Here is a 20,292-nt window from a genome sequence, read left to right as displayed (position 1 = left end):
TTGATGACGGCTGGGGTGCCGGCGGGTCGTCCGCGCGATCCCGGGGTGGACGAGCGGATCACCCGTGCCGCCGCGCTGGTGTACGGCACCGACGGCTGGGCCGGGTTCTCGGTGGACGCGGTGGCGCGCAAGGCCGGCGTCGGCAAGGCGTCGATCTACCTGCGCTGGCCCAACAAGGAGGCGCTGTTCGTGGCGACCCTGGCCAGCCGGCTCGGCGGGGTGCGCGACATCGACACCGGCTCGGTCCGCGACGACCTGGTGGCGCTGGCCCGGCAGGTGCTGGCCACCTTCCTGGGCGAGGACGGCGGGGCGGTGCTGCGGCTCACCGTGGAGGCGGGCGGCATCCCGGCCGGGCGCGAGCACTTGGACCGGTTCCTGCGCTCGCAGGTCGCGGCTGCCCGCGCCATCGTGCTGCGCGGCATCGACCGCGGCCAGCTGTCCCGCGACACCAGCGTCACGCTGCTGCTCGACTGCATCAGCGGCGGGGCGCTCAACCACGCGGTGGCCACCCCGGCCGATCTGCGCGCGCAGGTGGCGGCGGGCGCCGACCGGTACGCCGAGGAGCTGGTCGACTTCGTGCTCTCTAGCTCCTACAGAGTGCCCCGGTGACCACCTGCGGGCCGCCGCCCTTCCACTCCAGCTCGCCGGCGCGGACCAGCAGCTCGATGTGGGCGGCGGTCTCGGCGACCGCCCCGACCAGCATCGGGCCGATCTCCGCCCACGGCCGGGACCAGGTCAGCTCGGAGGCCACCTCCCAGATGGTGGCGGCGCCCAGGCGGTCGACCACGGACACGATCTCCCGGCAGCGCTCCCGGTGGTGCCGGTCCAGCTCGGCGGCGCGGGCCGCGATGCCGTGGAAGCGGTACTCGTGGCCGGGCAGCGCCTCGCACTCGTCGTACGCGGAGACCTTCTCCAGCGACTCCAGGTAGCGGCCGAGCGGGTCCTCGCCGCTGAGCTGGAGGCCGATGTTGGGGCTGATCCGGGGCAGCACGTGGTCGCCGGTGAGCAGCACCTGGGCGTCCGGCTCCAGCAGGCACAGGTGGCCGGGGGTGTGGCCGGGCGTCCAGACGGCCCGCAGCCGGCGGCCGGCCAGCGGCACCAGGTCGCCGTCGCCGAGCATCACGTCGGCGTCGGCGAGCGGGGCGAAGTGCAGGTCCACGGCCTTGCCGAAGGCGCCGAGCAGCCGGTCGATCTCGGCGTCCGGCACGTGCAGGGTGCGCATCCAGTCGCCGAGCGCCTGGCTCGGCTCGGTGTCCCGGTCCCGGCGCAGCTGCGCACGCTCGGCCGGGTGCATGGCCACCCAGGCGCCGGAGGCGTCGCGCAGCCGGGCGGTGAGCCCATGGTGGTCGGGGTGCACGTGGGTGAGCACCACGCCGGTGACGTCGGCGGCGGTCGCCCCGGCCTCGGCCAGCCCGTCGGTGAGCGCCTGCCAGCCGGTCTCGCTGTCCCAGCCCGGGTCGACCACGACCAGGCCGTCGTCGCCCGGGATCAGGTAGGACAGCGTGTAGCGCAGCGGGTTGTGCGGGATCGGCACCGGAACGGACACCAGGCCGCCGGGAAGCTTCTCCACCGGCGGCAGCGTCCGCGCGCGCCAGGCGGCCTGTTGTGCGTTCATCCCGAGCCCCTTTCCTAGACGGATCCCGTCTAGGAAAGGGACCCTACATCATCTCCTCTGTCGTCGGGATGAGGACGGTCTTGAGCTCGGTGTACGCCTCGATCGAGGTACGGCCGCCCTCGCGCCCCAGGCCGGACTGGCCGAAACCGCCGAACGCCACGTGCGGTTCCAGCTGGTAGCCGTTGACGCCCACGGTGCCGGCCCGGACCGCCCGGGTCAGCCGCATCGCCCGCTTCACGTCGCTGGTCCAGACCGTGGCGGCCAGTCCGTACGTGGTGTCGTTGGCCATCCGCACCGCCTCCTCCTCGTCGGTGAACGGCACCACCGCCAGCACCGGGCCGAAGATCTCCTCCCGGGCGATGGTGGCGTCGTTGGTGACGTCGGCGAAGACCGTGGGCTGCACGAAGTTGCCGGCCGCCAGCTCGCCGTCGGGCCGGCCGCCGCCGCAGACCAGCCGGCCGCCCTCGGCCCGGCCGCTCTCGATGTAGCCGAGCACCCGGGCCAGCTGACGTTCGTTGATCAGCGGCGAGGCGGTGGTCTCCGGATGGAACGGGTCACCGTAGTTGACCAGGGCGGCCATCCCCTCGGCGACGGCCAGGAAGTCGTCGTAGACGTCCCGGTGCACCAGCGCCCGGGTGTGCGCCACACAGGCCTGGCCGGAGAGTCCCAGGGTCACCGTGCCCATCGTGGTGGCGGCGGCCGCGTAGACGTCGGCGTCCGCGAAGACCAGCGACGGGCTCTTGCCGCCGAGCTCCAGGCTGACCCGCTTCATGCCGTTCGCGGCGGCGGCCAGCACCCGGCGGCCGACACCCCGGCTGCCGGTGAAGGTGATCTTGTCGATCAGCGGGTGCTTGATCAGCGCGTCGCCGGTGCTCTCGCCCGGCCCGGTGACCACGTTGAACACGCCCGGCGGCAGGCCCGCCTCCTCGACGATCCGGGCCAGGCGCAGCGCCGAGAAGGTGGCGTACTCGGACGGCTTCAGCACCACGGTGCAACCGGCCGCCAGCGCCGGGGCGAGCTTCTGCGCGGCCAGCAGCAGCGGGCCGTTCCACGGGATGATCGCGGCGACCACGCCGACCGGCTCGCGCAGGGTGAGCACCAGGTGCTCGCCGCCCTGGTAGCCGGGCAGGGTCTCGCCGGCCAGCTTGTCCACCCAGCCGGCGTGGTGCTCGAAGACGTCCGCCACGCACTCGACCGACATGGCGTAGGTCTCGCCGAACGTGACCGGTACCCCGTTGTCCAGCGCCACCAGGGCCTGCAACTCGACGGCGTGCTCGCGGATCGCGTCGGCGATCCGGCGCAGCACCCGGATCCGCTCCTTCGCCCGGGTGCGCGGCCACGGCCCCTCGTCGAACGCCTTACGGGCCGCGCGGACGGCGGCGTCCACGTCGGCCGGGGTGGCGACGGCGAACCCGCCCACCTCCTCGGCGGTGGCCGGATGCATGTGGGTCCAGGTCCGCCCGTCGGCGGCCGGGCGCCAGCGCCCGTCGATCAGCAGCTCACCGCCCGCCAGGCCGACCTCGTCGCGTTTGGCCTTGATCGAGAGCACCATGCCGCACCTCCATCGGCGGAACTGGAACGCGTTCTACTTCTCGGCACGGTACGCCGTGTCCCGGAGGTCCGCCAGATACGCCGGCCACTCCCCTCCCCCATGGACCGCAAGCGACGCCCCGGTGATGTAGCCGGCCAGCGGCGAGGCCAGCAGCAGACAGGCGCCGGCCACCTCCCCGGGCGACGCCGCCCGCCCCATCGGCACGGTCCGCGCCACCGCCTCCTGATCCGGTCCCGCACCGGAGTCGACCGGGCCCACGACCAGGCTGTTGACCCGCACCTTCGGCGCCCACTCCGCGGCCAGGCTGGTGGCGAGGTGGTGGAGGCCCGCTTTGGCAGCGCCGTAGGCGGCGGTTCCGGGCGACGGCCGGGTCCCGCTGACGCTACCGATCATGAGGATCACGCCGCCGGTGGCCTGCTCGCGCATGACCGTGTTGGCGGCCTGCGAGACGTGCAGCGGCGCGATCAGGTTCAACTCGATGACCTTCGCGTGCAGGCGAGGCGAGGCGGTGTCAGCGCTCGCGGTCGGCGCTCCCCCGGCGTTGTTGATCAGCACGTCGAGCCGCCCGAAGCGCCGCACGGCCTCCGCGACCAGCGCGGCCGCCTGCACCGGATCCCGCACGTCGGCCGGAAAGAACGCGGGAATGCCCGGAAGTCCGGAGGAGGGGGTGGTGCGGGCGCAGACCAGGACGTGGGCGCCGGCCGCCTGGAAGGCGCGGGCGACGGCCGCGCCGATGCCGCGGGTGCCGCCGGTGACGACCACGGCCCGGCCGGTGAAGTCGAGGGGGTCCATGAGGGTCGATGCTAGCCACCCAAGCAAGCGCTAGGTTAGCCTCGACGCCGTGGGCATCGCACTGCACCGCGGCACGGTCGCCGAGGTCGTCCTGGACTTTCCGCCGGTCAACGCGGTGCCGGCGGCCGGGTGGCACGATCTCGCCGCGACGGTCGCCGAGGCGGGCGCGGATCCGGCGACCCGGGTCGTCGTCCTGGCGGCGGAGGGGCGCGGGTTCTGCGCGGGCGTCGACATCAAGGAGATGCAGCGGACCGCCGGGCACGAGGCGCTGCTCGCCGCCAATCGGGGGTGTGCGGCCGCGTTCGCCGCGGTCTACGACTGCCCGGTCCCGGTGATCGCGGCCGTGCAGGGGTTCTGTCTCGGCGGCGGGGTGGGCCTGGCCGGCAACGCCGATCTGGTGGTGGCCGCCGACGACGCCACGTTCGGCCTGCCGGAGGTGGACCGTGGGGCGCTCGGGGCGGCCACCCATCTGGCCCGGCTGGTGCCGCAGCAGCTGATGCGCACGATGGTCTACACCTGCCGCCGGGTCGGCGCGTGGGAGCTGCACCGGTTCGGGACGGTGCTGGAGGTGGTGCCGCCGGCCGGGCTGCGGCGGGCCGCGCGGCGGGTGGCGGAGGAGATCGCGGCCAAGGATCCGCTGGTCATCCGCCGGGCCAAGGAGTCACTGAACGGCATCGACCCGATCGACGTGAAGCGCTCCTACCGCTTCGAGCAGGGTTTCACCTTCGAGCTCAACCTCGACGGCGCCGGCGACCGCGCCCGCGACGCCTTCGTCCGGGAAGCCGAACGCCCTTTTACGGAGCGCGGCCACAGGTGAGGGGGAACGAGCGTGGACAAGCGGGTGACCATCGCCGAGGTGGTGGGCGAGATCCGCGACGGGATGACGGTCGGGATCGGGGGCTGGGGGTCGCGCCGCAAGCCGATGGCGCTGGTCCGTGCGCTCGTCCGGGCCGGGAAGAAGGATCTGACGCTGGTCACCTACGGCGGGCCGGATGTGGGGCTGCTGGTCGCGGCGGGCTGTGTGAAACGGGTGGTGACCGGGTTCGTGTCGCTGGACAGCATCCCCCTCGAGCCGCACTTCCGGCGGGCCCGCAGCGCCGGGACGATCGAACTGACCGAGTACGACGAGGGCATGCTCTACTGGGGACTGCTGGCGGCCGCGAACCGGCTGCCGTTCCTGCCGATCCGGGCCGGCCTGGGCTCCGACGTGATGCGGGTCAACCCGGGCCTGCGGACCGTCCACTCGCCCTATGCCGACGCCACCGAACTGGTCGCGATGCCCGCCGTCGGGCTGGACGTGTCACTCGTACATCTGAATCGCGCGGACGCCGGGGGCAACGGCCGCTATCTGGGCCCGGACCCGTACTTCGACGATCTTTTCTGTCTTGCCGCGAAGCGGCGTTTCGTCTCCTGCGAGCGGGTGCTGAGCACCGGCGATCTGATCGAGACCGGACCACCGCAGACGCTGCTGACCAACCGGTCGATGGTGGACGGTGTGGTGGAGACCCCGCACGGCGCCCACTTCACCAGCTGCGTGCCCGACTACGGGCGGGACGAGGCGTTCCAGCGGGAGTACGCGACCACCGACTGGGACGCCTTCCGGGCCCGCTATCTGGACGGCGACGAGGACGACTATCAGAAGGCGGTCGCCGGATGACCCGGGCGGAGACGTGTGTGGTGGCGTGCGCCGAGGCGTGGCGCGGCGACGGCGCGGTGCTGGCCGGCTACGCCGGGCTGATCCCGCAGTTGGGAGCGCGTCTCGCCCAGTTGACGTTCGCTCCGGAGCTGCTGGTCACCGACGGGGAGGCGACGCTGCTGCGGGACGGCCGGGTGGAGGGCTGGCTGCCGTACCGTGCGGTGTTCTCGATGGTCGCGGCCGGCGCCCGGCACGTGATGATGGGCGCGAGCCAGCTGGACCGCTTCGGGAACCAGAACATCTCCTGCGTGGGCCCGTGGGAGCGGCCGAGGTCGCAGTTGCTGGGCGTCCGCGGCGCTCCGGGCAACACGGTCAACCACACCACCAGCTACTGGGTGCCCCGGCACTCACCGCGGGTGTTCGTGGAACGCGTCGACATGGTGTCCGGAATCGGTCATGACCGGGGCGCGCACGAGATCCGCCGGGTGGTCACCGATCTGGCGGTGCTGGACTTCGAGACGCCGGACCGGTCGATGCGGCTGCGGTCGGTGCATCCCGGCGTGACCGTCGACGAGGTGATCGCGGCGACCGGTTTCGCGCTGACGATCCCGGCCGGCGTGCCGGCGACGCGCGAGCCCACCGAGGAGGAGCTGAAGCTGATCCGCGAGCACCTGGATCCGCACGGCCTGCGGGAGAAGTGATGCGGACCGCGCTCACCGAACTGCTCGGCTGCCGGCATCCGATCGTGCAGACCGGGATGGGGTACGTGGCCGGGGCACGGCTGGTCTCGGCGGTCGCCGCGGCGGGCGGTTTCGGGATCGTGGCGTCCGCGACCATGAGCCTGGAGCAGCTGCGCGACACGATTCACGAGATCAAGGACAAGACCGATCAGAACTTCGGGGTCAACGTACGCGCGGACGCGCCGGACGCCCGGGCCAGGATCGAGCTGCTGATCCGGGAGAAGGTGCGGCTGGCGTCGTTCGCGCTGGCCCCCGACCGGGACCTGATCCGGCGCTGCGCCGACGGCGGGGTGCTGACCATGCCGTCGGTGGGCGCGGTCCGGCACGCCGAGAAGGTGGCCGGCTGGGGCGTGGACGCGGTTCTGGTACAGGGCGGGGAGGGCGGCGGGCACACCGGACCGGTGCCGACGACGCTGCTGCTGCCCCGGGTGGTGGACGCGGTCGGCATTCCGGTGGTGGCGGCCGGCGGGTTCTTCGACGGGCGGGGGCTGCTGGCCGCGCTCGCCTACGGGGCGGCCGGCATCGCCATGGGGACCCGGTTCCTGCTCACCGCGGACAGCCCGGTGGGCGAGCGGGTGAAGCGGCTCTACCTGGACGCGCCGCTGACCGGGACCGTGGTGACGACCCGGGTGGACGGTGTTCCGCATCGGGTGCTGCGTACGCCGTACATCGATGGTCTGGAAAACTCGGGAAGGGTGACCGCGCTGCTCAGGGCGACCCGGCACGCGATGGCGTTCCGCCGGCTGGCCGGGCTCTCCTGGCCGGAGCTGGTGCGGGCCGGGCGCAAGGCGCGGCACGGTCGTGAGCTGACGTGGGCGCAGACGCTGATGGCGGCCGGCACGCCGGTGCTGTTGCGGGAGGCGATGGTCGAGGGGCGGCCCGAGTTCGGGGTGATGTCGGCCGGTCAGGTGGCCGGGGTGATCGACGATCTGCCGTCGTGCGCCGAGCTGATCGAGCGGATCGTGAAGGAGGCCTCGGAGGGTCTGGACCGGCTCAGAGCCGTTCGATGATGGTGACGTTGGCCTGGCCGCCGCCCTCGCACATGGTCTGGAGGCCGTAGCGTCCGCCGGATCGTTCCAGCTCGTGCAGCAGGCTGACCATGAGCCGGGCGCCGGTCGCGCCGAGCGGGTGGCCGAGGGCGATGGCGCCGCCGTTGACGTTGACCCGGTCCGGGTCGGCGCCGGTCTCGCGCAGCCAGGCCAGGACGACGCTGGCGAACGCCTCGTTGATCTCGAAGCGGTCGATGTCGTCGATGGTGAGCCCGGTGCGGTGCAGGGCGTGCGCGGTGGCCGGAATGGGCGCGGTGAGCATGAGGACCGGGTCGTCGCCGCGCGCGGAGAGGTGGTGGATGCGGGCGCGGGGGTGCAGGCCGTGGTCGCGGATCGCCCGGTCGCCGGCGATCAGGAGGGCGGCGGCGCCGTCGGCGATCTGGCTGGAGGTGGCGGCGGTGGTGACGCCGCCCTCGCGCAGGGGTTTCAAGGCGGCCATCCGTTCCGCACTGGTGTCACGACGGGGGCATTCATCTGGTTTGTCAGCGACAATCTCCTGTTTGAAACGCCAAATCCCGTCGATGGCCCGCCGATGGCTGGTCAGCGCGTACTCCTCCAGCTCGCCCCGGGTGATCGACCACTTCGCAGCGATCTCGTCCGCGCTGCGAAATTGGGATATATCCGCATTTCCGTAGCGGGCGGCCCACCCGGGACTGTGGCGATACGGGCCCTCCGGCGCCATGGCGCTGCCGATCGGCACCTGGCTCATGTTCTGCACTCCCCCGGCCACCACCAGATCCGCGGTCCCGCTCATCACCGCCTGCGCCGCGAAGTGCACGGCCTGCTGCGACGACCCGCACTGCCGGTCGACGGTCACGCCGGGCACGTGCTCGGGCAGCCCGGCCGCCAGCCAGGCGGTCCGCGCGATGTCCCCGGACTGCGGCCCGATCGTGTCGACGCAACCCAGGATCACGTCGTCGACCGCGGCCGGATCGACCCCGGCCCGGTCGAGGAGGGCCGCGATGACCCCGCCGGCCAGGTCGGCGGGGTGGATGGCGGCGAGCATCCCGCCCCGCCGGCCGACGGGGGTGCGCACGGCTCCGGCAAGATAGGCGTCCATGCTTTGATACTAGAACGTGTTGCAGAGAATGGCGTCGGCCGCGTTGCCGGGACCGTCGATGACGTCGTACACCTCGCGGATCTCCCCGGCCGCGCGCCGGTAGCTGCCGTCGCCCAGCATCGCCCCGGCGAGCGCGGTGAGCCGGGGGCCGTGGGCGTCCCGCTTCGCGATCCAGCGGCCGGCGCCGCGGCGTTCCACGAGCGCCAGGTTGAGGTCCTGCTCCATCTGGAGCGGGATGCCGAGCAGCGGGGTCCCGGCGGCCATCGCGGTCTGCACGCTGCCCTGCCCGCCGGCGGTGACGGCCAGGTCGGCGCGGGGCATGACGAGGTGGCTCGGCAGGACCCCGCCGACGTGCACCCGATCGTCGGTCAGGTCGCCCAGTTCGTGCACGGTGGCGGCGACCAGGATCCGGGCGCCGAGCGGGCGCAGCGCCGCGACCACGTCCCGGACCAGCGCGGGCTCGCTGGAGGTGATCGCCACGTAGACGAGCGGGCCGGGCCCGGCGAGGAACCGTCCGGTCTCCGCGGGCAGCGGCACCGGCAGTTTCGCGTAGAGCGGCCCGGTGCAGCGCAGCCGGGTCTCCGGCCGGTAGCCGCGACCGGGCCGCCACGCCGCGATCTCGTCGGCCGGGACGCCGAGCACCTCGGGCGCCTCGGTGACCAGGGTGAGGTCGCCGAGCAGCAGGGCCGCGACGCTGGGCAGGCCGGGGACGCCGAGTTCGGCGGCGATCCGGTTGAACCCGCCGCAGTAGAACCGGGTCCGGCTGGGCAGCGCGTTCGCGATCCACCGTTGGACGGGCCGGGGCAGCGGCAGGGTGCGGCCGCTGGGCGCGGGGAGCAGGCCGCGCTCGAACATCGGCGGCGCCCAGCTGGCCGAGTGCTCGGTGACCAGGCGGATCCCGGCGAGGCGGGTGGACAGGGTGGTGGTCAGGGTGAAGCCGGTGACCGCGGTCCGGATCCCGTGCCGGGTGAAGTACTCCGCCTCGGCCGTCACGTACGCCCGGAGCTCCTCGTCGCTGTAGGCGCTCTGCCCGACCGGCCCGCTGCTGGGCTGTTCGCGCAGGAAGCGGGCGCAGCGCTCGTCGTCCATCCGCGGGCCGACGATGTCGTAGTCGATGCCGGCGGCCCGCAGCGCGGACTCGTAGGTGCCGCCGTGGGTGGCGACTCTCGGGGTGACGCCGCGCTCGCGCAGCGCCCGGTAGATCTCGATCATGCGCGATGTCTGGGACAGGTACGCGCAGTGTGGCACCAGGCAGATCATGTTAGGTAATATATTGCGTATGACGGAGCCGGAACAGACCCTCTTCGATCTGGGGCCGCGGTCGGGCCTCACCCCGCCGGTGCGCGCGTTCCGGGTCAGCCTCGTGCTCGCCCAGCGCCTGCGCTACCTGATGGACGACCGGCTGCGCGCCGACGGGCTCACCACCCAGCAGGCCGCGCTGCTCACCGCGGTCCGGTCGCTGGACCGGCCGGGGCTGACCGAGGCGGCCGCCGCCCTCGGCACCACCCATCAGAACGTGGCTCAACTGGTCGCCGCCCTGGAGCGCAAGGGCATGCTGCGCTCCGAGCCGGATCCGGCCGACCGGCGACGGCGGGTGCTCGCCGCCACCGAGGAGAGCGAGCGCTACTGGCGAGGCCGCGACGCCGGTGACGAGGCGGCGGTGGCCGGCTGGTTCGCGTCACTGACCCCGGCGGAGCTGGCGACGTTCTGCGATCTCGCCGAGAAGGTGCTTGCCGGACTCGACCGATGAGGTTCTACTAGTAGAACCTGTTCTACTAGTAGAACCGAGGTCGGCCATGCACGTCGGATACACCCCGGAGCAGGAGAAGCTGCGATCCTCGCTACGGGAGTACTTCGCCGGGCTCCCGGCCGGCGCCTCCTACCGGGAGGTGGTCCGGCGGCTGGGACGCGACGGCTGGCTCGCCGTCGCGGGCCGCTCCCGGATCGACCAGCTGATCTTCGCCGACGAGGCGGCGCTCGCCGGGGTGCAGGTGCCGTTCCTGACCCTCTACACGGTCGGGCCGACCATCGCCCGGCACGGCACCGACCAGCAGCGCGCCGAACTGCTGCCCGGGATCGAGGCGGGCGAGATCCACTTCTCGATCGGGTATTCGGAACCGGATGCCGGCACCGACCTCGCGGCGCTGCGCACCCGGGCGGTCCGGGACGGCGACCACTACGTGATCAACGGGCAGAAGATGTGGACCAGTCTCATCGAGGACGCCGACTACGTGTGGCTGGCCTGCCGCACCGACCCGGACGCGCCCCGCCACCAAGGGCTGTCGATCCTAATCGTGCCGACCGGCTCCCCCGGCTTCTCCTGGACACCGGTGCGGACCGTGGCCGGGCCGTCCACCAGCGCCACCTACTACGACGACGTACGCGTACCGGTCTCCGCCCTGGTCGGCGAGGAGAACCAGGGCTGGCGGCTGATCACCGACCAGCTCAACCACGAGCGGGTGGCACTCACCTCGGCCGCTCCCCTGCAACGGGCGCTGCGCGAGGTCCGGGAGTGGGCGCAGCAGTCCGGGGCGATCGGGCACGAGTGGGTCCGGCTGCACCTGGCGCGGGTGCACGCGCGTACCGAAGCCTTGAAGCTCTTCAACTGGCGGGCCTGCGCCGCCGAGGGCACCCCGGCCGCGACCCGGGCGTCGGCCGGGAAGGTGTACGGCACGGAGCTGGCGATCGAGGCGTACCGGCTGCTCATGGAGATCATCGGGCCGGCCGCCACGATCCGCGCCGGAGAACCCGGTGCGGTGCTGGCCGGGCGGATCGAGGCCATGTACCGGTCGTCGCTGATCCTCACCTTCGGCGGCGGGACCAACGAGGTGCAGCGCGACATCATCGCGGCGGGCGCCCTGGGCCTGCCGGTCCGGCGTTGAGGGGGCGATCATGGACTTCGAGTTGAGCGGCGAGGCGCGGGAACTCGCCGGGCTGACCCGGGCCCTGTGCGAGTCCGGCCGTCCGCTGTGGCCGGCCCTGTCCGAGGCCGGGGTGCTGACCGCGGTACTGCCGAAAGAGGCCGGCGGGGAGGGTTACGGGCTGCCCGAGCAGTGCGCCATCCTCATCGAGCTGGGGCGGCACGCGGTCGACGTCCCGCACCTGGAGGAGATCGTGGGGGCCGCTCGGGTCATCGGGACCGCCGCCCACCAACTCGGCGTCGTCGAGCGGGCACTCGAGATGACCGCCGAATATGCCCGCACCCGCGTCCAGTTCGGCCGTCCGATCGGCGCGTTCCAGGCGGTGTCGCAGCGGCTCGCCGACGCGTGGATCGACGTGGAGGCGTTACGGCTGGCCCTGTGGCAGGCGGTGTGCCGGCCGGAACCCGCCGAGGTGGCGACCGCCGGATTCTGGGCCGCCGAGGCCGGGCACCGGGTGCTGCACACCGCGGTCCACGTGCACGGCGGCGTCGGCCTCGACATGGACTATCCGCTGCACCGCTACTTCCTGGCCGCCGAGGCGAACGAGTTCTCGCTCGGCGGCGCCACCGCACAGCTCGTCACGCTCGCCGAGGAGATGCTGCCGTGAAGTTCACGCTGGGGATCGCGCTGAGCCCGCTGGACCAGTTGACCGAGCTGGCCCGGGCGGCCGAGGAGTGCGGGTTCGACTCGATCGCGCTGCCGGACTCGCTGTTCTACTCCGAGCAGGTGTCGGCGGCGTACCCGTACACCCCGGACGGCAGCCGCTTCTGGGACTCGCACACCCCGTGGCCGGACCCGATGGTCGCGGCCGGGGCGATGGGCGCGGTGACCAGCCGCATCCGCTTCTACACCCAGGTGCTCAAACTCGATCCCCGCAACCCGCTGCTGCTGGCCCGGCAGATCGGCACGGTCGCGGCGCTCACCGGCGACCGCTTCGGCCTCGGAGTCGGGCTCGGCTGGTCGCCGGAGGAGTCACTGTGGTGCGGGGCGCCGTTCCGCGACCGGGGCGCCCGCGCCGACGAGGCGATCGAGGTGCTGCGGCTGATCCTCGGCGGCGGCATGGTCGAGTACGAGGGGAAGCACTTCTCGTTCGGCAAGCTCCAGATGAGCCCGGCGCCCCGCGAACCGGTCCCGATCTACATCGGCGGGCACTCCGAGCCGGCGCTGCGCCGCGCCGCCCGGACCGGCGACGGCTGGTCGTCGGCGATGATGCGCTTCGACGAACTGCGGGACACGATCGGCCGCCTGCACCGGCTGCGTGAATCGTTCGGCCGCACGGACACCCCGTTCGAGATCCAGGCCGTCTGCATCGACCGGCACGGCCTCGACGGCTTCCGGCAGCAGGCGGAGATCGGCGTGACCGACGCGATCGTCATGCCGTGGCGCCGCCTCGACGCGCCCATCCAGGAGAAACGCGACGCCCTGCGCCGCTTCGCCGACAGGTTCATCGAGCCCCTGAAATCCACTGTCGCCACCTGATCCGCGTTTCGATCCTTTTGCGGTACGCGTGTCCTCGCCCCGCCTTCTCAGGGCTGTCCCGTCGGTCGACGCGATCTTGCTGCCTGCTCCGGCCTGTGCCGCACCCGCCGGGCGTAGATCGGTGCCCGGGCAGGCCGGGCAGACCGCCACTTCCGCACATGCCGCCGGCCACGGCCGCCCCCGCTTTCGGCCCCCTGGGCGGGCGGCCCCGGGCACCCGGGCCCGCCCGCTCGGTGGTCACACGGTCGCGGTGCCGTGAGCGCTTACCTGGCCTATAGCCTCGGCGGCCGCACACGCGAGACCCGGTGTGTGCGGCCGTCCACCCTTGCGGTGCCCGGCCGTGTGCGCCCACCCTCTCTTCGGGCATGGGACCGGCGCTACGGGCGGGAGTGAGCAGCCGGGTGTCTGGTGAGCACGGCCTCGACCGCTCATCAGCGCGACCGGCGCGGTAGGGGTGGGCAGCCCGGTCGCGGACCGTGACCGGCGAACGATGGAGGTGGACAACACCGGGCCCGGCCCGCGGGACCACCGATCTAAGCCCGGCGGGGCGGCATGGGCAGGAGTGGCAGTGGGCTCGCGCGGCAAGACGGAACGGTCCTGAAAGAAACGGGACGGCGTCACACGTACCCGGAAAGGAAAGCGGTCTAGACGGAAGGCCGTCGCTCGTAGGCCTCGACGACGCGGGCCGTGGGGTCGGCGGCAGCCGGATCCCGCATCCGGGCTGTCACCACGAATCCGGGCAGGGTGACGCTCTCCGGCAGCGGAAAGGTGCCGCCGCGGTGGCCGGGATCCCAGCCGAGCCGCAGCCCGTGGGCGACGAGAGCGCGGACGTCCTCCGGGGTGGGGTAGGCGCCGTCGGCGGCGCAAGCACCCCACGGCGCCGGCCAGGTCAGCGACAACAGATCCGCCTGGAGGGCGCAACCGGTCTTCCCAGTCCCCCAGACGCGCACCCGGACGCAACGGTGACAGTCGCCGTCGCCCTGGACGTGGCCGATCTCGGCGCGCCAGGTGTAGTCGCGGCCGTCGATGCGCAGACGCCGCAGGCGGGTCCTCATCCGGGGAGCATAAGCCGGATGGGGACCCGCCTTGCGATGTGTCGGCTGCGGCCGAAGGTGGTGATCTCGTGGATGGCCGGTGGAGGGTCAGAGGCTGCGGGCGGTGATGTCGCCGTGGGTGGTGGTGGCGTGGATGGTGAGGGCGGCGGCGGTGCCGTCGGTGTTGAGCAGGGTGTTGTTGATGCGGCCGTAGCCGGTGCCGGCGTCGAGGGTGGCGGAGACGCCGTGGGCGGCGGCGATGGCCACGTTGCCCATCTGGGCGCTCAGCTTGACGGTGCCGCCGGTGGCCTCGGCGACGGTGATGTCGCCCTTCTGGGTGCTGATCTCGGCCGGGCCGGTGAGGCGGCCGATGGTGACGTCGGCGCCGAGGGCGTCGATCGTCAGGCTGCCCGCCTGGTCGATCTTGACGGTGCCGTGCAGGCCGGTGCCGGGTCGTTCGGGCGGACCTCGACGGTGGCGTCGGTGCGGTCGGCGGCGATGACCTGGATGCGGCCGGCGGGGATGTTCAGGACGGCGGTGACGGCGGTGGTGGTGTCGAACTTGTGCATGACGTTCTCCCTGCGGGATCGTTGTTTCCGATGCAGGAAACGCTACGTTGCGTTCGCGAATTCGGCAACAATCTTGTTGCACTGCGGTGGAAAACAACCAGTTCAGCGCCATCATTTCGTTGCAACTAGCGCACAGCTAATGCAATGAATGCGTTGCAATAGAGTGGGATGAACGCTACGCTGACCGGCGTCAGGAAGGTTTTGGAGGGAGATCACGGTGCCGGGCGGCAGACTCACCCAGCAGGAACGTCAACAGATCGCGCTCGGGCTGGCCGACAGCCTCGCGTATGCCGAGATCGCCCGGAGGCTCGACCGGCCCACCTCGACCATCACCCGGGAGGTGATGCGCAACGGCGGCCCCACCGGCTACCGCGCCGATCTGGCACACCGGGCCACCGAACGCCGCGCCCACCGCCGCAACCCGGCGCCGCCACGCACACCGGGCGCACCCACGGCCCCGCACGGGCGCGACGCGGAGGCGGTCCGGGAGTTCGGCGAGACCATGACCACCCTGTTCATGCACCAGGGCCTGCCGAAGATGGTGGCCCGCGTGCTGACCGGCCTGTTCGTCACCGACGCCGGCAGCCTCACCGCCTCCGAGTTGGTTCAGCAGCTCCAGATCAGCCCGGCCTCGGTGTCCAAGGCCGTCGCGTTCCTGGAGGAGCAGGGCCTGATCCGCCGCACCCGCGACGACCACCGCCGCGAGCGCTACTTCGTCGACGGCGGAGTGTGGTACCAGTCGACCATCGCCAGCGCACAGGGCGTGGCCCGGGTGGCGGAGACCGCACGGCAGGGCGTCACCGTCCTCGGCGTGGGCACCCCGGCCGCCGTCCGCCTGGAGAACATCGCCCGGTACAGCGAGTTCATCAGCGAGAGCATGCTCCGCGCCGCCGAACAGGCCCGCGAGGTCCTCTACACCCGGCCCGAGGAACCCGGCGTCACCAACCCGGTCTCGTAGGCCGCGACCACCGCCTGCACCCGATCCCGCAACTGCAACTTGGTCAGGATCCGGGTGATGTGGGTCTTCACCGTCGCCTCGCTCAGATGCAGCGCGACGGCCAGTTCCGGATTGCTCAGTCCACCGGCCAGCATCACCAGGACCTCCCGCTCACGTGGGGTGAGGGTGGCCATGTCACGGTGCATGGCGGAGTGACCGGGTTCGACACGCGCGAACCGCTCGACGAGCCGCCGGGTGATCGCCGGGGCGAGCAGGGCGTCACCGGAGCGGACCAGCCGGACCGCGTGGATCAGGTGGTCCGGTGTGACGTCCTTGAGCAGGAATCCGCTGGCTCCGGCGGTGAGGGCCGCGTAGACGTACCGGTCGAGGTCGAAGGTGGTGAGGATGACGACCCGGATCGGCTCGCCCTCGGTGGTGAGCGGCGCGTCGGCCAGGATCCGGCGGGTCGCCTCCAGGCCGTCCATCTCCGGCATGCGGATGTCCATGAGCACCACGTCGGGCCGGTGGCTGCGGGTAGCGGCGATCGCCTCCACACCGTTGGCGGCGTGCCCGGCGACCTCGATGCCGGCCGAGGCCAGGATCATCGTGAAACCGGTCCGGACCAGCGCCTGATCGTCGGCGATCACCACCCGGGTCATGGGGCCACACTCTGCACGAGAGGGATGCGGGCCGCCACCCGGAAGCCGCCGGCCGGACGCCGGCCGGTCTCGAGGACGCCGTCGTAGACACGGAGCCGTTCGGCCAGGCCGAGCAGCCCGGTGCCGGCGCCGGGCTCTCCGGGGTGTGCGGCCGGCTCGTTGACGATCTCGACGAGCAGGGTGCCGTCCGCGCCGGACACGGTGACGGTGGTGGCCGCGCCGGGGGCGTGGCGCATCGCGTTGGTCAGGGCCTCCTGCACGACCCGGTAGACGGTCAGGCCGAGTCCGTGCGGGAGGGCGCCGACCGTGCAGGTGAGGGTGACCGGCTGCCCGGCGTTGCGCACCCCGTCGACCAGGCTCTCCAGCGACTCCAGGCCGGGCTGTGGTTCCAGGAGGCCGGCGTCCGGGTTGAGTACGCCGAGCAGGTGCCGCAACTCGGCCATGGTCTCCCGGCCGCCGTTCTCGATGGCGGTGAGCGCGCCCCGGGCGAGTTCCGGATCCTGGTCGAGGACCTTCCCGGCCGCCCCGGCCTGGATGGTCATGACGCTGACGTGGTGGCTCACCACGTCGTGCAGTTCGCGGGCGATGCGGGCGCGTTCCTCGGCGACGGCCAGCCGGGTGGCGGTGCGCTGTTCGCGTTCCAGGGCCTCGGCGCGCTGCTCGGAGGCGAGGGCGCGGCTGCGGGCGGCGCGGATGGCCAGGCCGAGCAGGCCGATCGGCACCAGGATGACGAAGACGCCGGCCCAGCCGGGCACCCGTGGCCAGGTCTCGTCCCTGGTGGTGGCGGTGGCCACGCCGGCGGCCAGCAGCACGCCCATCGACAGCGCGACCGAACGGCCGTGCAGGGCCACCGCGTACGCCCCGATCAGCAGGGCCGACAGGTTGGCCAGGTTGCCCTCGATGTCGATGCCGAGCATGCACGCGAACTGGACCGCGAAGCAGGCGACCGGCCAGCGCCGCCGGAACAGCAGCGGGACCGTGATGAGCAGGTTGAGGACGGGTGGCGTCTCCGGCTCGGGGGTCGGGAAGACGCCGCCGCCGGGCACGTCGAAGTGCAACGGGGCGGGCCCGTCCGGCCGGTCGCCGGTGAGCACGATGGCGGCGACGGTGAGCACCGCGACCAGGATCCCGTCGAGCCATTTCTCCCGCACGGGCCCATTCTGCCGCCGCCGGTCGCCGGGCCACATCGATCGCGCCGCCTACATCGCTCGGATGACCCCGTCGATCGCGTGCCCGATGTGCTCCGGGCGCCGGGGCTCCTAGCGTCGGCGGGCATGACCGATCTGATCCGCCTGCGCGCGGTGTCCAAGCGGTACGAGCAAACCGGCCCGCCAGCGCTCGACGGCGTCGATCTGACCGTCGCCGCGGGTGAGGCGGTGGCCGTGATGGGACCGTCCGGCAGCGGCAAGTCCACGCTGCTCAACCTGGTCGCCGGGCTGGACCGGCCGACCTCCGGCGATGTCGAGGTGGCCGGTACGGCCCTGACCCGGCTGTCGGAGAAGGCGCTGGCCCGGTTCCGGCGGTCCGGGATCGGGATCGTGTTCCAGTTCTTCCACCTGATCGACGATCTGACCGCCCGGGACAACGTGCTGGTGCCCGCCGATCTGGCCGGCATCGGGCGGCGGGCGGCGCGGGCCCGGGCCACCGAACTGCTGGAGACGCTCGGGGTGGCCGGGCGGGCCGACGCCTACCCGGCGCAGCTGTCTGGCGGGGAGCGGCAGCGGGTGGCGATCGCCCGTGCGCTGATCAACCGGCCGCCGCTGCTGCTGGCCGACGAACCGACCGGGGCGGTCGACGCGGCCACCGGCGAGCAGGTGGCCGAACTGCTGCGGGAACTGAACCGGAACGGTCAGACCGTGCTGCTCGTGACCCATGACGCCGACCTGGCGAAGCGGTGCGCCACCCGTACGATCGAGGTCCGCGACGGCCGGGTGACCGCATGAGAGCCGTGCTGATCGCAGCAATGAGCAGCGCCCGCAGGCGCCGCCTGCAGAGTCTCGTGGTGTTCGTCGTCGTCCTGCTGTCCGCGGCGACCACGCTGCTGGCCGCCGCCCTGCTGATCGCCTCGGACGCGCCGTTCGACCGGGCGTTCACCCGGCAGCACGGCGCCCATCTCAACGCCGTCTTCGCACCGTCGGCGTCCGCCTTCGACGATCCCGCCGTGACCGCGCGGTCCGGGCCGTATCCGATCGTCGAGGCCACCCTGTCGAAGGGCCGTCAGCAGCGGCCGCCCGGGGTGGTCGCCGGCCGCTCCGAGCAGAGCCCGGCCGTGGACCGGCTGGAACTGACCGCCGGGCGCTGGCTCACCGGGACCGGCCAGGTCGTCCTCTCCCCGATCACCGCCGGCAGCACCTGGAGGGTCGGCGACCGGGTGACGGTCCGCGACGTCGACCTCGAGGTGGTCGGCATCGCCTCCTCGGTCACCGCGACCGCGGCCGCCTGGGTGTGGCCCGGGCAGACGGATGTGCTCGGTGGCGCCGGGCAGCAGGTGCTGTACCGGCTGAGCGACCCGTCGGCGACCCCGGACCTGCCCGGGATGACCGGCTCGACCCGCTACGAGCTGGTCAAGTTGCAGGTCGAGGGCCGGCTCAAGCCGATGGTGCCGTTCGTGGTGGCGTTCGCCGTGCTCGGGCTGGTGATGTCCACTTTGATCGTGGTGAACGTGGTGGCCGGCGCGGTGGTCGCCGGGTACCGGGTGATCGGCGTCCGCAAGGCGCTCGGTTTCACGCCCGGGCAGGTGGTCGCCGCGTACGCCGGGCAGATCCTGCTGATCGCCGTCCCCGCCGCGGTGCTCGGCACGATCGCCGGGCGGCTGCTGTCCGTCCCGCTGCTGGCCGGCGCGAACACCGCGTACTCGGTGATCGCCGCGCCGAGCGTCCCGTGGTGGGCCGACGTGCTGGTGCCGGCCGGGCTGACGCTGCTGGCCGGGCTGGCCGCGGCCGGGCCCGCGCTGCGCGCCGGACGGCTCTCCGCGACCCGGGCGATCACGATGGGCCGGGCCCCGCGCGGCGGCCACGGCTTCCGGATCCGCCGGGCGCTGGCCGTCCTGCCCCTCCCCCGGCCGATCACTTTCGGACTGGCGAGCCCGTTCGCGCGCCCGGCCCGGACCGCCGTGACGATGGTGGCGATCCTGCTCGGCGTCACCACCGTGGTGTTCGCGGCCGGGCTGTCGAAGTCGCTCATCGCACTGGCCGCCGCCGGCAACCGGGTCGAACAGGTGCCGATCCTGGTCGCTGTCACCGGGCGGCCGCCACTCGGAGACGGCGACGCGGTCCGGGCCGTGATCGAGGACCAGCCGGGAACCGCCGCGGTCACCACGGCCCGCGAAACCGAGGCCCGGGTGCCGGGTTCCGGACTTCCACTGAGCATCCGCGCCTACCAGGGCGACGCGTCCTGGACCGGATATCCGCTGCTCAGCGGCCGCTGGTACGCGGAACCCGGCGAGGCGGTGGCCGGCGCGCGCCTGCTGAGCAGCTTCGGCGTACGGGTCGGCGACGAACTCACCGTCAGCACACCGGGCGGCCGCACGACGGTGCGCATCGTCGGCGAGGTCTTCAGTAACGGCTCCACCGCCGTCATGATCATGGATGCGGCCGGTCTCGGCGGCTCGCCCGGATTGCGCGGTTTCGAGGTGAGCATCGCGCCCGGCACGGATCCGCACGCCTACGCCGCGAATCTGAACGCCGCCCTCGGCGAGACCGCGCACGCCCAGGTCAGCGCGGAAACCCAGGAGAACGAGATCGTCACCGCGATGCTCGCGCTGATCGCCACACTCACCCTGCTGCTCACCGCGGTCGCCGGGCTCGGCGTGCTGAACACGGTCGTCCTGGAGACCCGGGAACGCGTCCACGAGATCGGCGTCCTCAAGACCCTCGGCATGACGCCGGGCCAGGTGCGGCTCATGGTGATCAGCTCGATGCTGCTGATCGGTGCGGCCGGGGGCGCGCTGGCCGTACCGCTCGGCCGTCTCCTGCACGCCTGGAGTCTGCCGATCATGGGCGACGCGGCCGGGCTCACCCTGCCGTCGCCGGTCCTGGCCGTCTATCGCCCGGCCGAGCTGGTCGCCCTGGGTGCCGCGGGCATCCTGCTGGCCGCGATCGGCGCGCTGGTCCCGGCCGGCTGGGCGGCTCGCTCCCGCGCGTCCACAGCGCTCCGAGCCGAATAACCCATTCCGGTACGGGCTACGCCAACCCGCCGTACCAGACCCGCGAGGCGGGTGGGTGGCCCGGACCATGCCGCGCCCGCCGGG

The 20,292-nt window shown here is 72.7% G+C and carries 21 protein-coding genes; 12 read left to right on the top strand and 9 right to left on the bottom strand.

The window, feature by feature from the left end; all coding sequences use genetic code 11:
• The first annotated feature begins 3 nt into the window (after window positions 1–3).
• Entirely contained in the window at window positions 4–609 is a 606-nt protein-coding gene (locus tag IEZ13_RS18915) for a TetR/AcrR family transcriptional regulator (RefSeq protein WP_183219521.1), read from the top strand.
• Here IEZ13_RS18915 and IEZ13_RS18910 read toward each other — a convergent pair.
• From IEZ13_RS18910 to IEZ13_RS18900, 3 genes are read right to left on the bottom strand one after another with little or no spacing between them, the layout of a single operon-like run.
• The gene (locus IEZ13_RS18910; protein WP_183219519.1) at window positions 584–1,615 is read right to left on the bottom strand and encodes an MBL fold metallo-hydrolase; all 1,032 of its coding nucleotides are present in this window, start codon (window positions 1,613–1,615) and stop codon (window positions 584–586) included. The genes IEZ13_RS18915 and IEZ13_RS18910 overlap by 26 nt on opposite strands.
• A 43-nt stretch (window positions 1,616–1,658) precedes the next feature.
• Window positions 1,659–3,167, bottom strand: a complete 1,509-nt coding sequence (locus tag IEZ13_RS18905) for an aldehyde dehydrogenase family protein (protein WP_183219517.1) — start codon at window positions 3,165–3,167, stop codon at window positions 1,659–1,661.
• 33 nt (window positions 3,168–3,200) lie between these two features.
• A complete protein-coding gene (locus tag IEZ13_RS18900; protein ID WP_183219515.1) occupies window positions 3,201–3,959 on the bottom strand; it encodes an SDR family oxidoreductase in 759 nt (252 codons plus the stop codon).
• A gap of 49 nt (window positions 3,960–4,008) precedes the next feature.
• Between IEZ13_RS18900 and IEZ13_RS18895 the strand changes: the two genes are divergently transcribed.
• The 4 genes from IEZ13_RS18895 to IEZ13_RS18880 are packed head-to-tail and all read left to right on the top strand — an operon-like array spanning window position 4,009 to window position 7,345.
• Window positions 4,009–4,776 carry an enoyl-CoA hydratase family protein gene (locus IEZ13_RS18895; RefSeq protein ID WP_183219513.1) on the top strand — a complete coding sequence of 256 codons (768 nt, stop codon included), beginning with the start codon at window positions 4,009–4,011 and terminating at the stop codon, window positions 4,774–4,776.
• Between the two features lie 12 nt (window positions 4,777–4,788).
• A complete protein-coding gene (locus IEZ13_RS18890; protein WP_203833641.1) occupies window positions 4,789–5,616 on the top strand; it encodes a CoA transferase subunit A in 828 nt (275 codons plus the stop codon).
• Window positions 5,613–6,296, top strand: a complete 684-nt coding sequence (locus IEZ13_RS18885; protein ID WP_183219511.1) for a CoA-transferase subunit beta — start codon at window positions 5,613–5,615, stop codon at window positions 6,294–6,296. Before IEZ13_RS18890 ends, IEZ13_RS18885 begins: the two co-directional genes overlap by 4 nt.
• The gene (locus IEZ13_RS18880) at window positions 6,296–7,345 is read left to right on the top strand and encodes an NAD(P)H-dependent flavin oxidoreductase (protein ID WP_183219509.1); all 1,050 of its coding nucleotides are present in this window, start codon (window positions 6,296–6,298) and stop codon (window positions 7,343–7,345) included. The genes IEZ13_RS18885 and IEZ13_RS18880 overlap by 1 nt, the downstream gene beginning before the upstream one ends.
• Here the strand turns inward: IEZ13_RS18880 and IEZ13_RS18875 are convergent.
• Window positions 7,329–8,444, bottom strand: coding sequence for an acetyl-CoA C-acetyltransferase (locus tag IEZ13_RS18875; protein ID WP_183219508.1), 1,116 nt, complete (start codon window positions 8,442–8,444; stop codon window positions 7,329–7,331). The genes IEZ13_RS18880 and IEZ13_RS18875 overlap by 17 nt on opposite strands.
• 9 nt (window positions 8,445–8,453) lie before the next feature.
• Window positions 8,454–9,704 (bottom strand): glycosyltransferase, encoded by a 1,251-nt coding sequence (locus IEZ13_RS18870; protein WP_183219506.1) that lies wholly within the window; start codon window positions 9,702–9,704, stop codon window positions 8,454–8,456.
• Between the two features lie 19 nt (window positions 9,705–9,723).
• On the opposite strand from IEZ13_RS18870, the gene IEZ13_RS18865 reads away from it, so the two are divergent.
• The 4 genes from IEZ13_RS18865 to IEZ13_RS18850 are packed head-to-tail and all read left to right on the top strand — an operon-like array spanning window position 9,724 to window position 12,844.
• A complete protein-coding gene (locus tag IEZ13_RS18865) occupies window positions 9,724–10,194 on the top strand; it encodes a MarR family winged helix-turn-helix transcriptional regulator (RefSeq protein ID WP_183219504.1) in 471 nt (156 codons plus the stop codon).
• A gap of 46 nt (window positions 10,195–10,240) precedes the next feature.
• The gene (locus IEZ13_RS18860; RefSeq protein ID WP_183219502.1) at window positions 10,241–11,326 is read left to right on the top strand and encodes an acyl-CoA dehydrogenase family protein; all 1,086 of its coding nucleotides are present in this window, start codon (window positions 10,241–10,243) and stop codon (window positions 11,324–11,326) included.
• 10 nt (window positions 11,327–11,336) lie between these two features.
• On the top strand, window positions 11,337–11,972 hold the full coding sequence (locus tag IEZ13_RS18855) for an acyl-CoA dehydrogenase family protein (protein WP_183219500.1): 636 nt from the start codon (window positions 11,337–11,339) through the stop codon (window positions 11,970–11,972).
• Window positions 11,969–12,844 (top strand): TIGR03619 family F420-dependent LLM class oxidoreductase, encoded by an 876-nt coding sequence (locus tag IEZ13_RS18850; protein ID WP_183219498.1) that lies wholly within the window; start codon window positions 11,969–11,971, stop codon window positions 12,842–12,844. Before IEZ13_RS18855 ends, IEZ13_RS18850 begins: the two co-directional genes overlap by 4 nt.
• Before the next feature lie 644 nt (window positions 12,845–13,488).
• On the opposite strand, the gene IEZ13_RS18845 is transcribed toward IEZ13_RS18850, so the two are convergent.
• Both IEZ13_RS18845 and IEZ13_RS18840 read right to left on the bottom strand, forming a co-directional pair.
• A complete protein-coding gene (locus IEZ13_RS18845; RefSeq protein WP_183219496.1) occupies window positions 13,489–13,899 on the bottom strand; it encodes a hypothetical protein in 411 nt (136 codons plus the stop codon).
• Window positions 13,900–13,986: 87 nt separating this feature from the next.
• A complete protein-coding gene (locus IEZ13_RS18840; RefSeq protein ID WP_306421535.1) occupies window positions 13,987–14,562 on the bottom strand; it encodes a DUF4097 family beta strand repeat-containing protein in 576 nt (191 codons plus the stop codon).
• Between the two features lie 102 nt (window positions 14,563–14,664).
• On the opposite strand from IEZ13_RS18840, the gene IEZ13_RS18835 reads away from it, so the two are divergent.
• The gene (locus tag IEZ13_RS18835; protein WP_183219494.1) at window positions 14,665–15,405 is read left to right on the top strand and encodes a GbsR/MarR family transcriptional regulator; all 741 of its coding nucleotides are present in this window, start codon (window positions 14,665–14,667) and stop codon (window positions 15,403–15,405) included.
• Here the strand turns inward: IEZ13_RS18835 and IEZ13_RS18830 are convergent.
• Both IEZ13_RS18830 and IEZ13_RS18825 read right to left on the bottom strand, forming a co-directional pair.
• Complete coding sequence (locus tag IEZ13_RS18830; RefSeq protein ID WP_183219492.1) at window positions 15,360–16,043, bottom strand: response regulator transcription factor; 684 nt, start codon at window positions 16,041–16,043, stop codon at window positions 15,360–15,362. The genes IEZ13_RS18835 and IEZ13_RS18830 overlap by 46 nt on opposite strands.
• On the bottom strand, window positions 16,040–17,194 hold the full coding sequence (locus tag IEZ13_RS18825) for a sensor histidine kinase (RefSeq protein WP_183219490.1): 1,155 nt from the start codon (window positions 17,192–17,194) through the stop codon (window positions 16,040–16,042). Before IEZ13_RS18825 ends, IEZ13_RS18830 begins: the two co-directional genes overlap by 4 nt.
• Window positions 17,195–17,317: 123 nt before the next feature.
• Here IEZ13_RS18825 and IEZ13_RS18820 point away from each other — a divergent pair, with 123 nt between their 5' ends.
• Together IEZ13_RS18820 and IEZ13_RS18815 are read left to right on the top strand one after the other, a co-directional pair.
• Window positions 17,318–17,986 carry an ABC transporter ATP-binding protein gene (locus tag IEZ13_RS18820; RefSeq protein ID WP_183219489.1) on the top strand — a complete coding sequence of 223 codons (669 nt, stop codon included), beginning with the start codon at window positions 17,318–17,320 and terminating at the stop codon, window positions 17,984–17,986.
• Entirely contained in the window at window positions 17,983–20,208 is a 2,226-nt protein-coding gene (locus IEZ13_RS18815; RefSeq protein WP_183219487.1) for an ABC transporter permease, read from the top strand. Before IEZ13_RS18820 ends, IEZ13_RS18815 begins: the two co-directional genes overlap by 4 nt.
• Window positions 20,209–20,292: the final 84 nt, after the last annotated feature.

Origin of the sequence: Actinoplanes campanulatus, assembly GCF_014647795.1 — a bacterium.
GTDB lineage: Bacteria > Actinomycetota > Actinomycetes > Mycobacteriales > Micromonosporaceae > Actinoplanes > Actinoplanes campanulatus.
This window is presented reverse-complemented; position numbering and strand designations above follow the sequence as displayed.

Excerpts from the sequence above, each read along its gene's own strand:
- IEZ13_RS18915 (WP_183219521.1), top strand. The coding sequence starts at position 4 with ATGACGGCTGGGGTGCCGGCGGGTCGTCCGCGCGATCCCGGGGTGGAC.
- IEZ13_RS18910 (WP_183219519.1), bottom strand. The coding sequence starts at position 1,615 with ATGAACGCACAACAGGCCGCCTGGCGCGCGCGGACGCTGCCGCCGGTG.
- IEZ13_RS18905 (WP_183219517.1), bottom strand. The coding sequence starts at position 3,167 with ATGGTGCTCTCGATCAAGGCCAAACGCGACGAGGTCGGCCTGGCGGGC.
- IEZ13_RS18900 (WP_183219515.1), bottom strand. The coding sequence starts at position 3,959 with ATGGACCCCCTCGACTTCACCGGCCGGGCCGTGGTCGTCACCGGCGGC.
- IEZ13_RS18885 (WP_183219511.1), top strand. The coding sequence starts at position 5,613 with ATGACCCGGGCGGAGACGTGTGTGGTGGCGTGCGCCGAGGCGTGGCGC.
- IEZ13_RS18880 (WP_183219509.1), top strand. The coding sequence starts at position 6,296 with ATGCGGACCGCGCTCACCGAACTGCTCGGCTGCCGGCATCCGATCGTG.
- IEZ13_RS18875 (WP_183219508.1), bottom strand. The coding sequence starts at position 8,444 with ATGGACGCCTATCTTGCCGGAGCCGTGCGCACCCCCGTCGGCCGGCGG.
- IEZ13_RS18870 (WP_183219506.1), bottom strand. The coding sequence starts at position 9,704 with ATGATCTGCCTGGTGCCACACTGCGCGTACCTGTCCCAGACATCGCGC.
- IEZ13_RS18865 (WP_183219504.1), top strand. The coding sequence starts at position 9,724 with ATGACGGAGCCGGAACAGACCCTCTTCGATCTGGGGCCGCGGTCGGGC.
- IEZ13_RS18860 (WP_183219502.1), top strand. The coding sequence starts at position 10,241 with ATGCACGTCGGATACACCCCGGAGCAGGAGAAGCTGCGATCCTCGCTA.
- IEZ13_RS18855 (WP_183219500.1), top strand. The coding sequence starts at position 11,337 with ATGGACTTCGAGTTGAGCGGCGAGGCGCGGGAACTCGCCGGGCTGACC.
- IEZ13_RS18845 (WP_183219496.1), bottom strand. The coding sequence starts at position 13,899 with ATGAGGACCCGCCTGCGGCGTCTGCGCATCGACGGCCGCGACTACACC.
- IEZ13_RS18840 (WP_306421535.1), bottom strand. The coding sequence starts at position 14,562 with ATGATGGCGCTGAACTGGTTGTTTTCCACCGCAGTGCAACAAGATTGT.
- IEZ13_RS18830 (WP_183219492.1), bottom strand. The coding sequence starts at position 16,043 with ATGACCCGGGTGGTGATCGCCGACGATCAGGCGCTGGTCCGGACCGGT.
- IEZ13_RS18820 (WP_183219489.1), top strand. The coding sequence starts at position 17,318 with ATGACCGATCTGATCCGCCTGCGCGCGGTGTCCAAGCGGTACGAGCAA.
- IEZ13_RS18815 (WP_183219487.1), top strand. The coding sequence starts at position 17,983 with ATGAGAGCCGTGCTGATCGCAGCAATGAGCAGCGCCCGCAGGCGCCGC.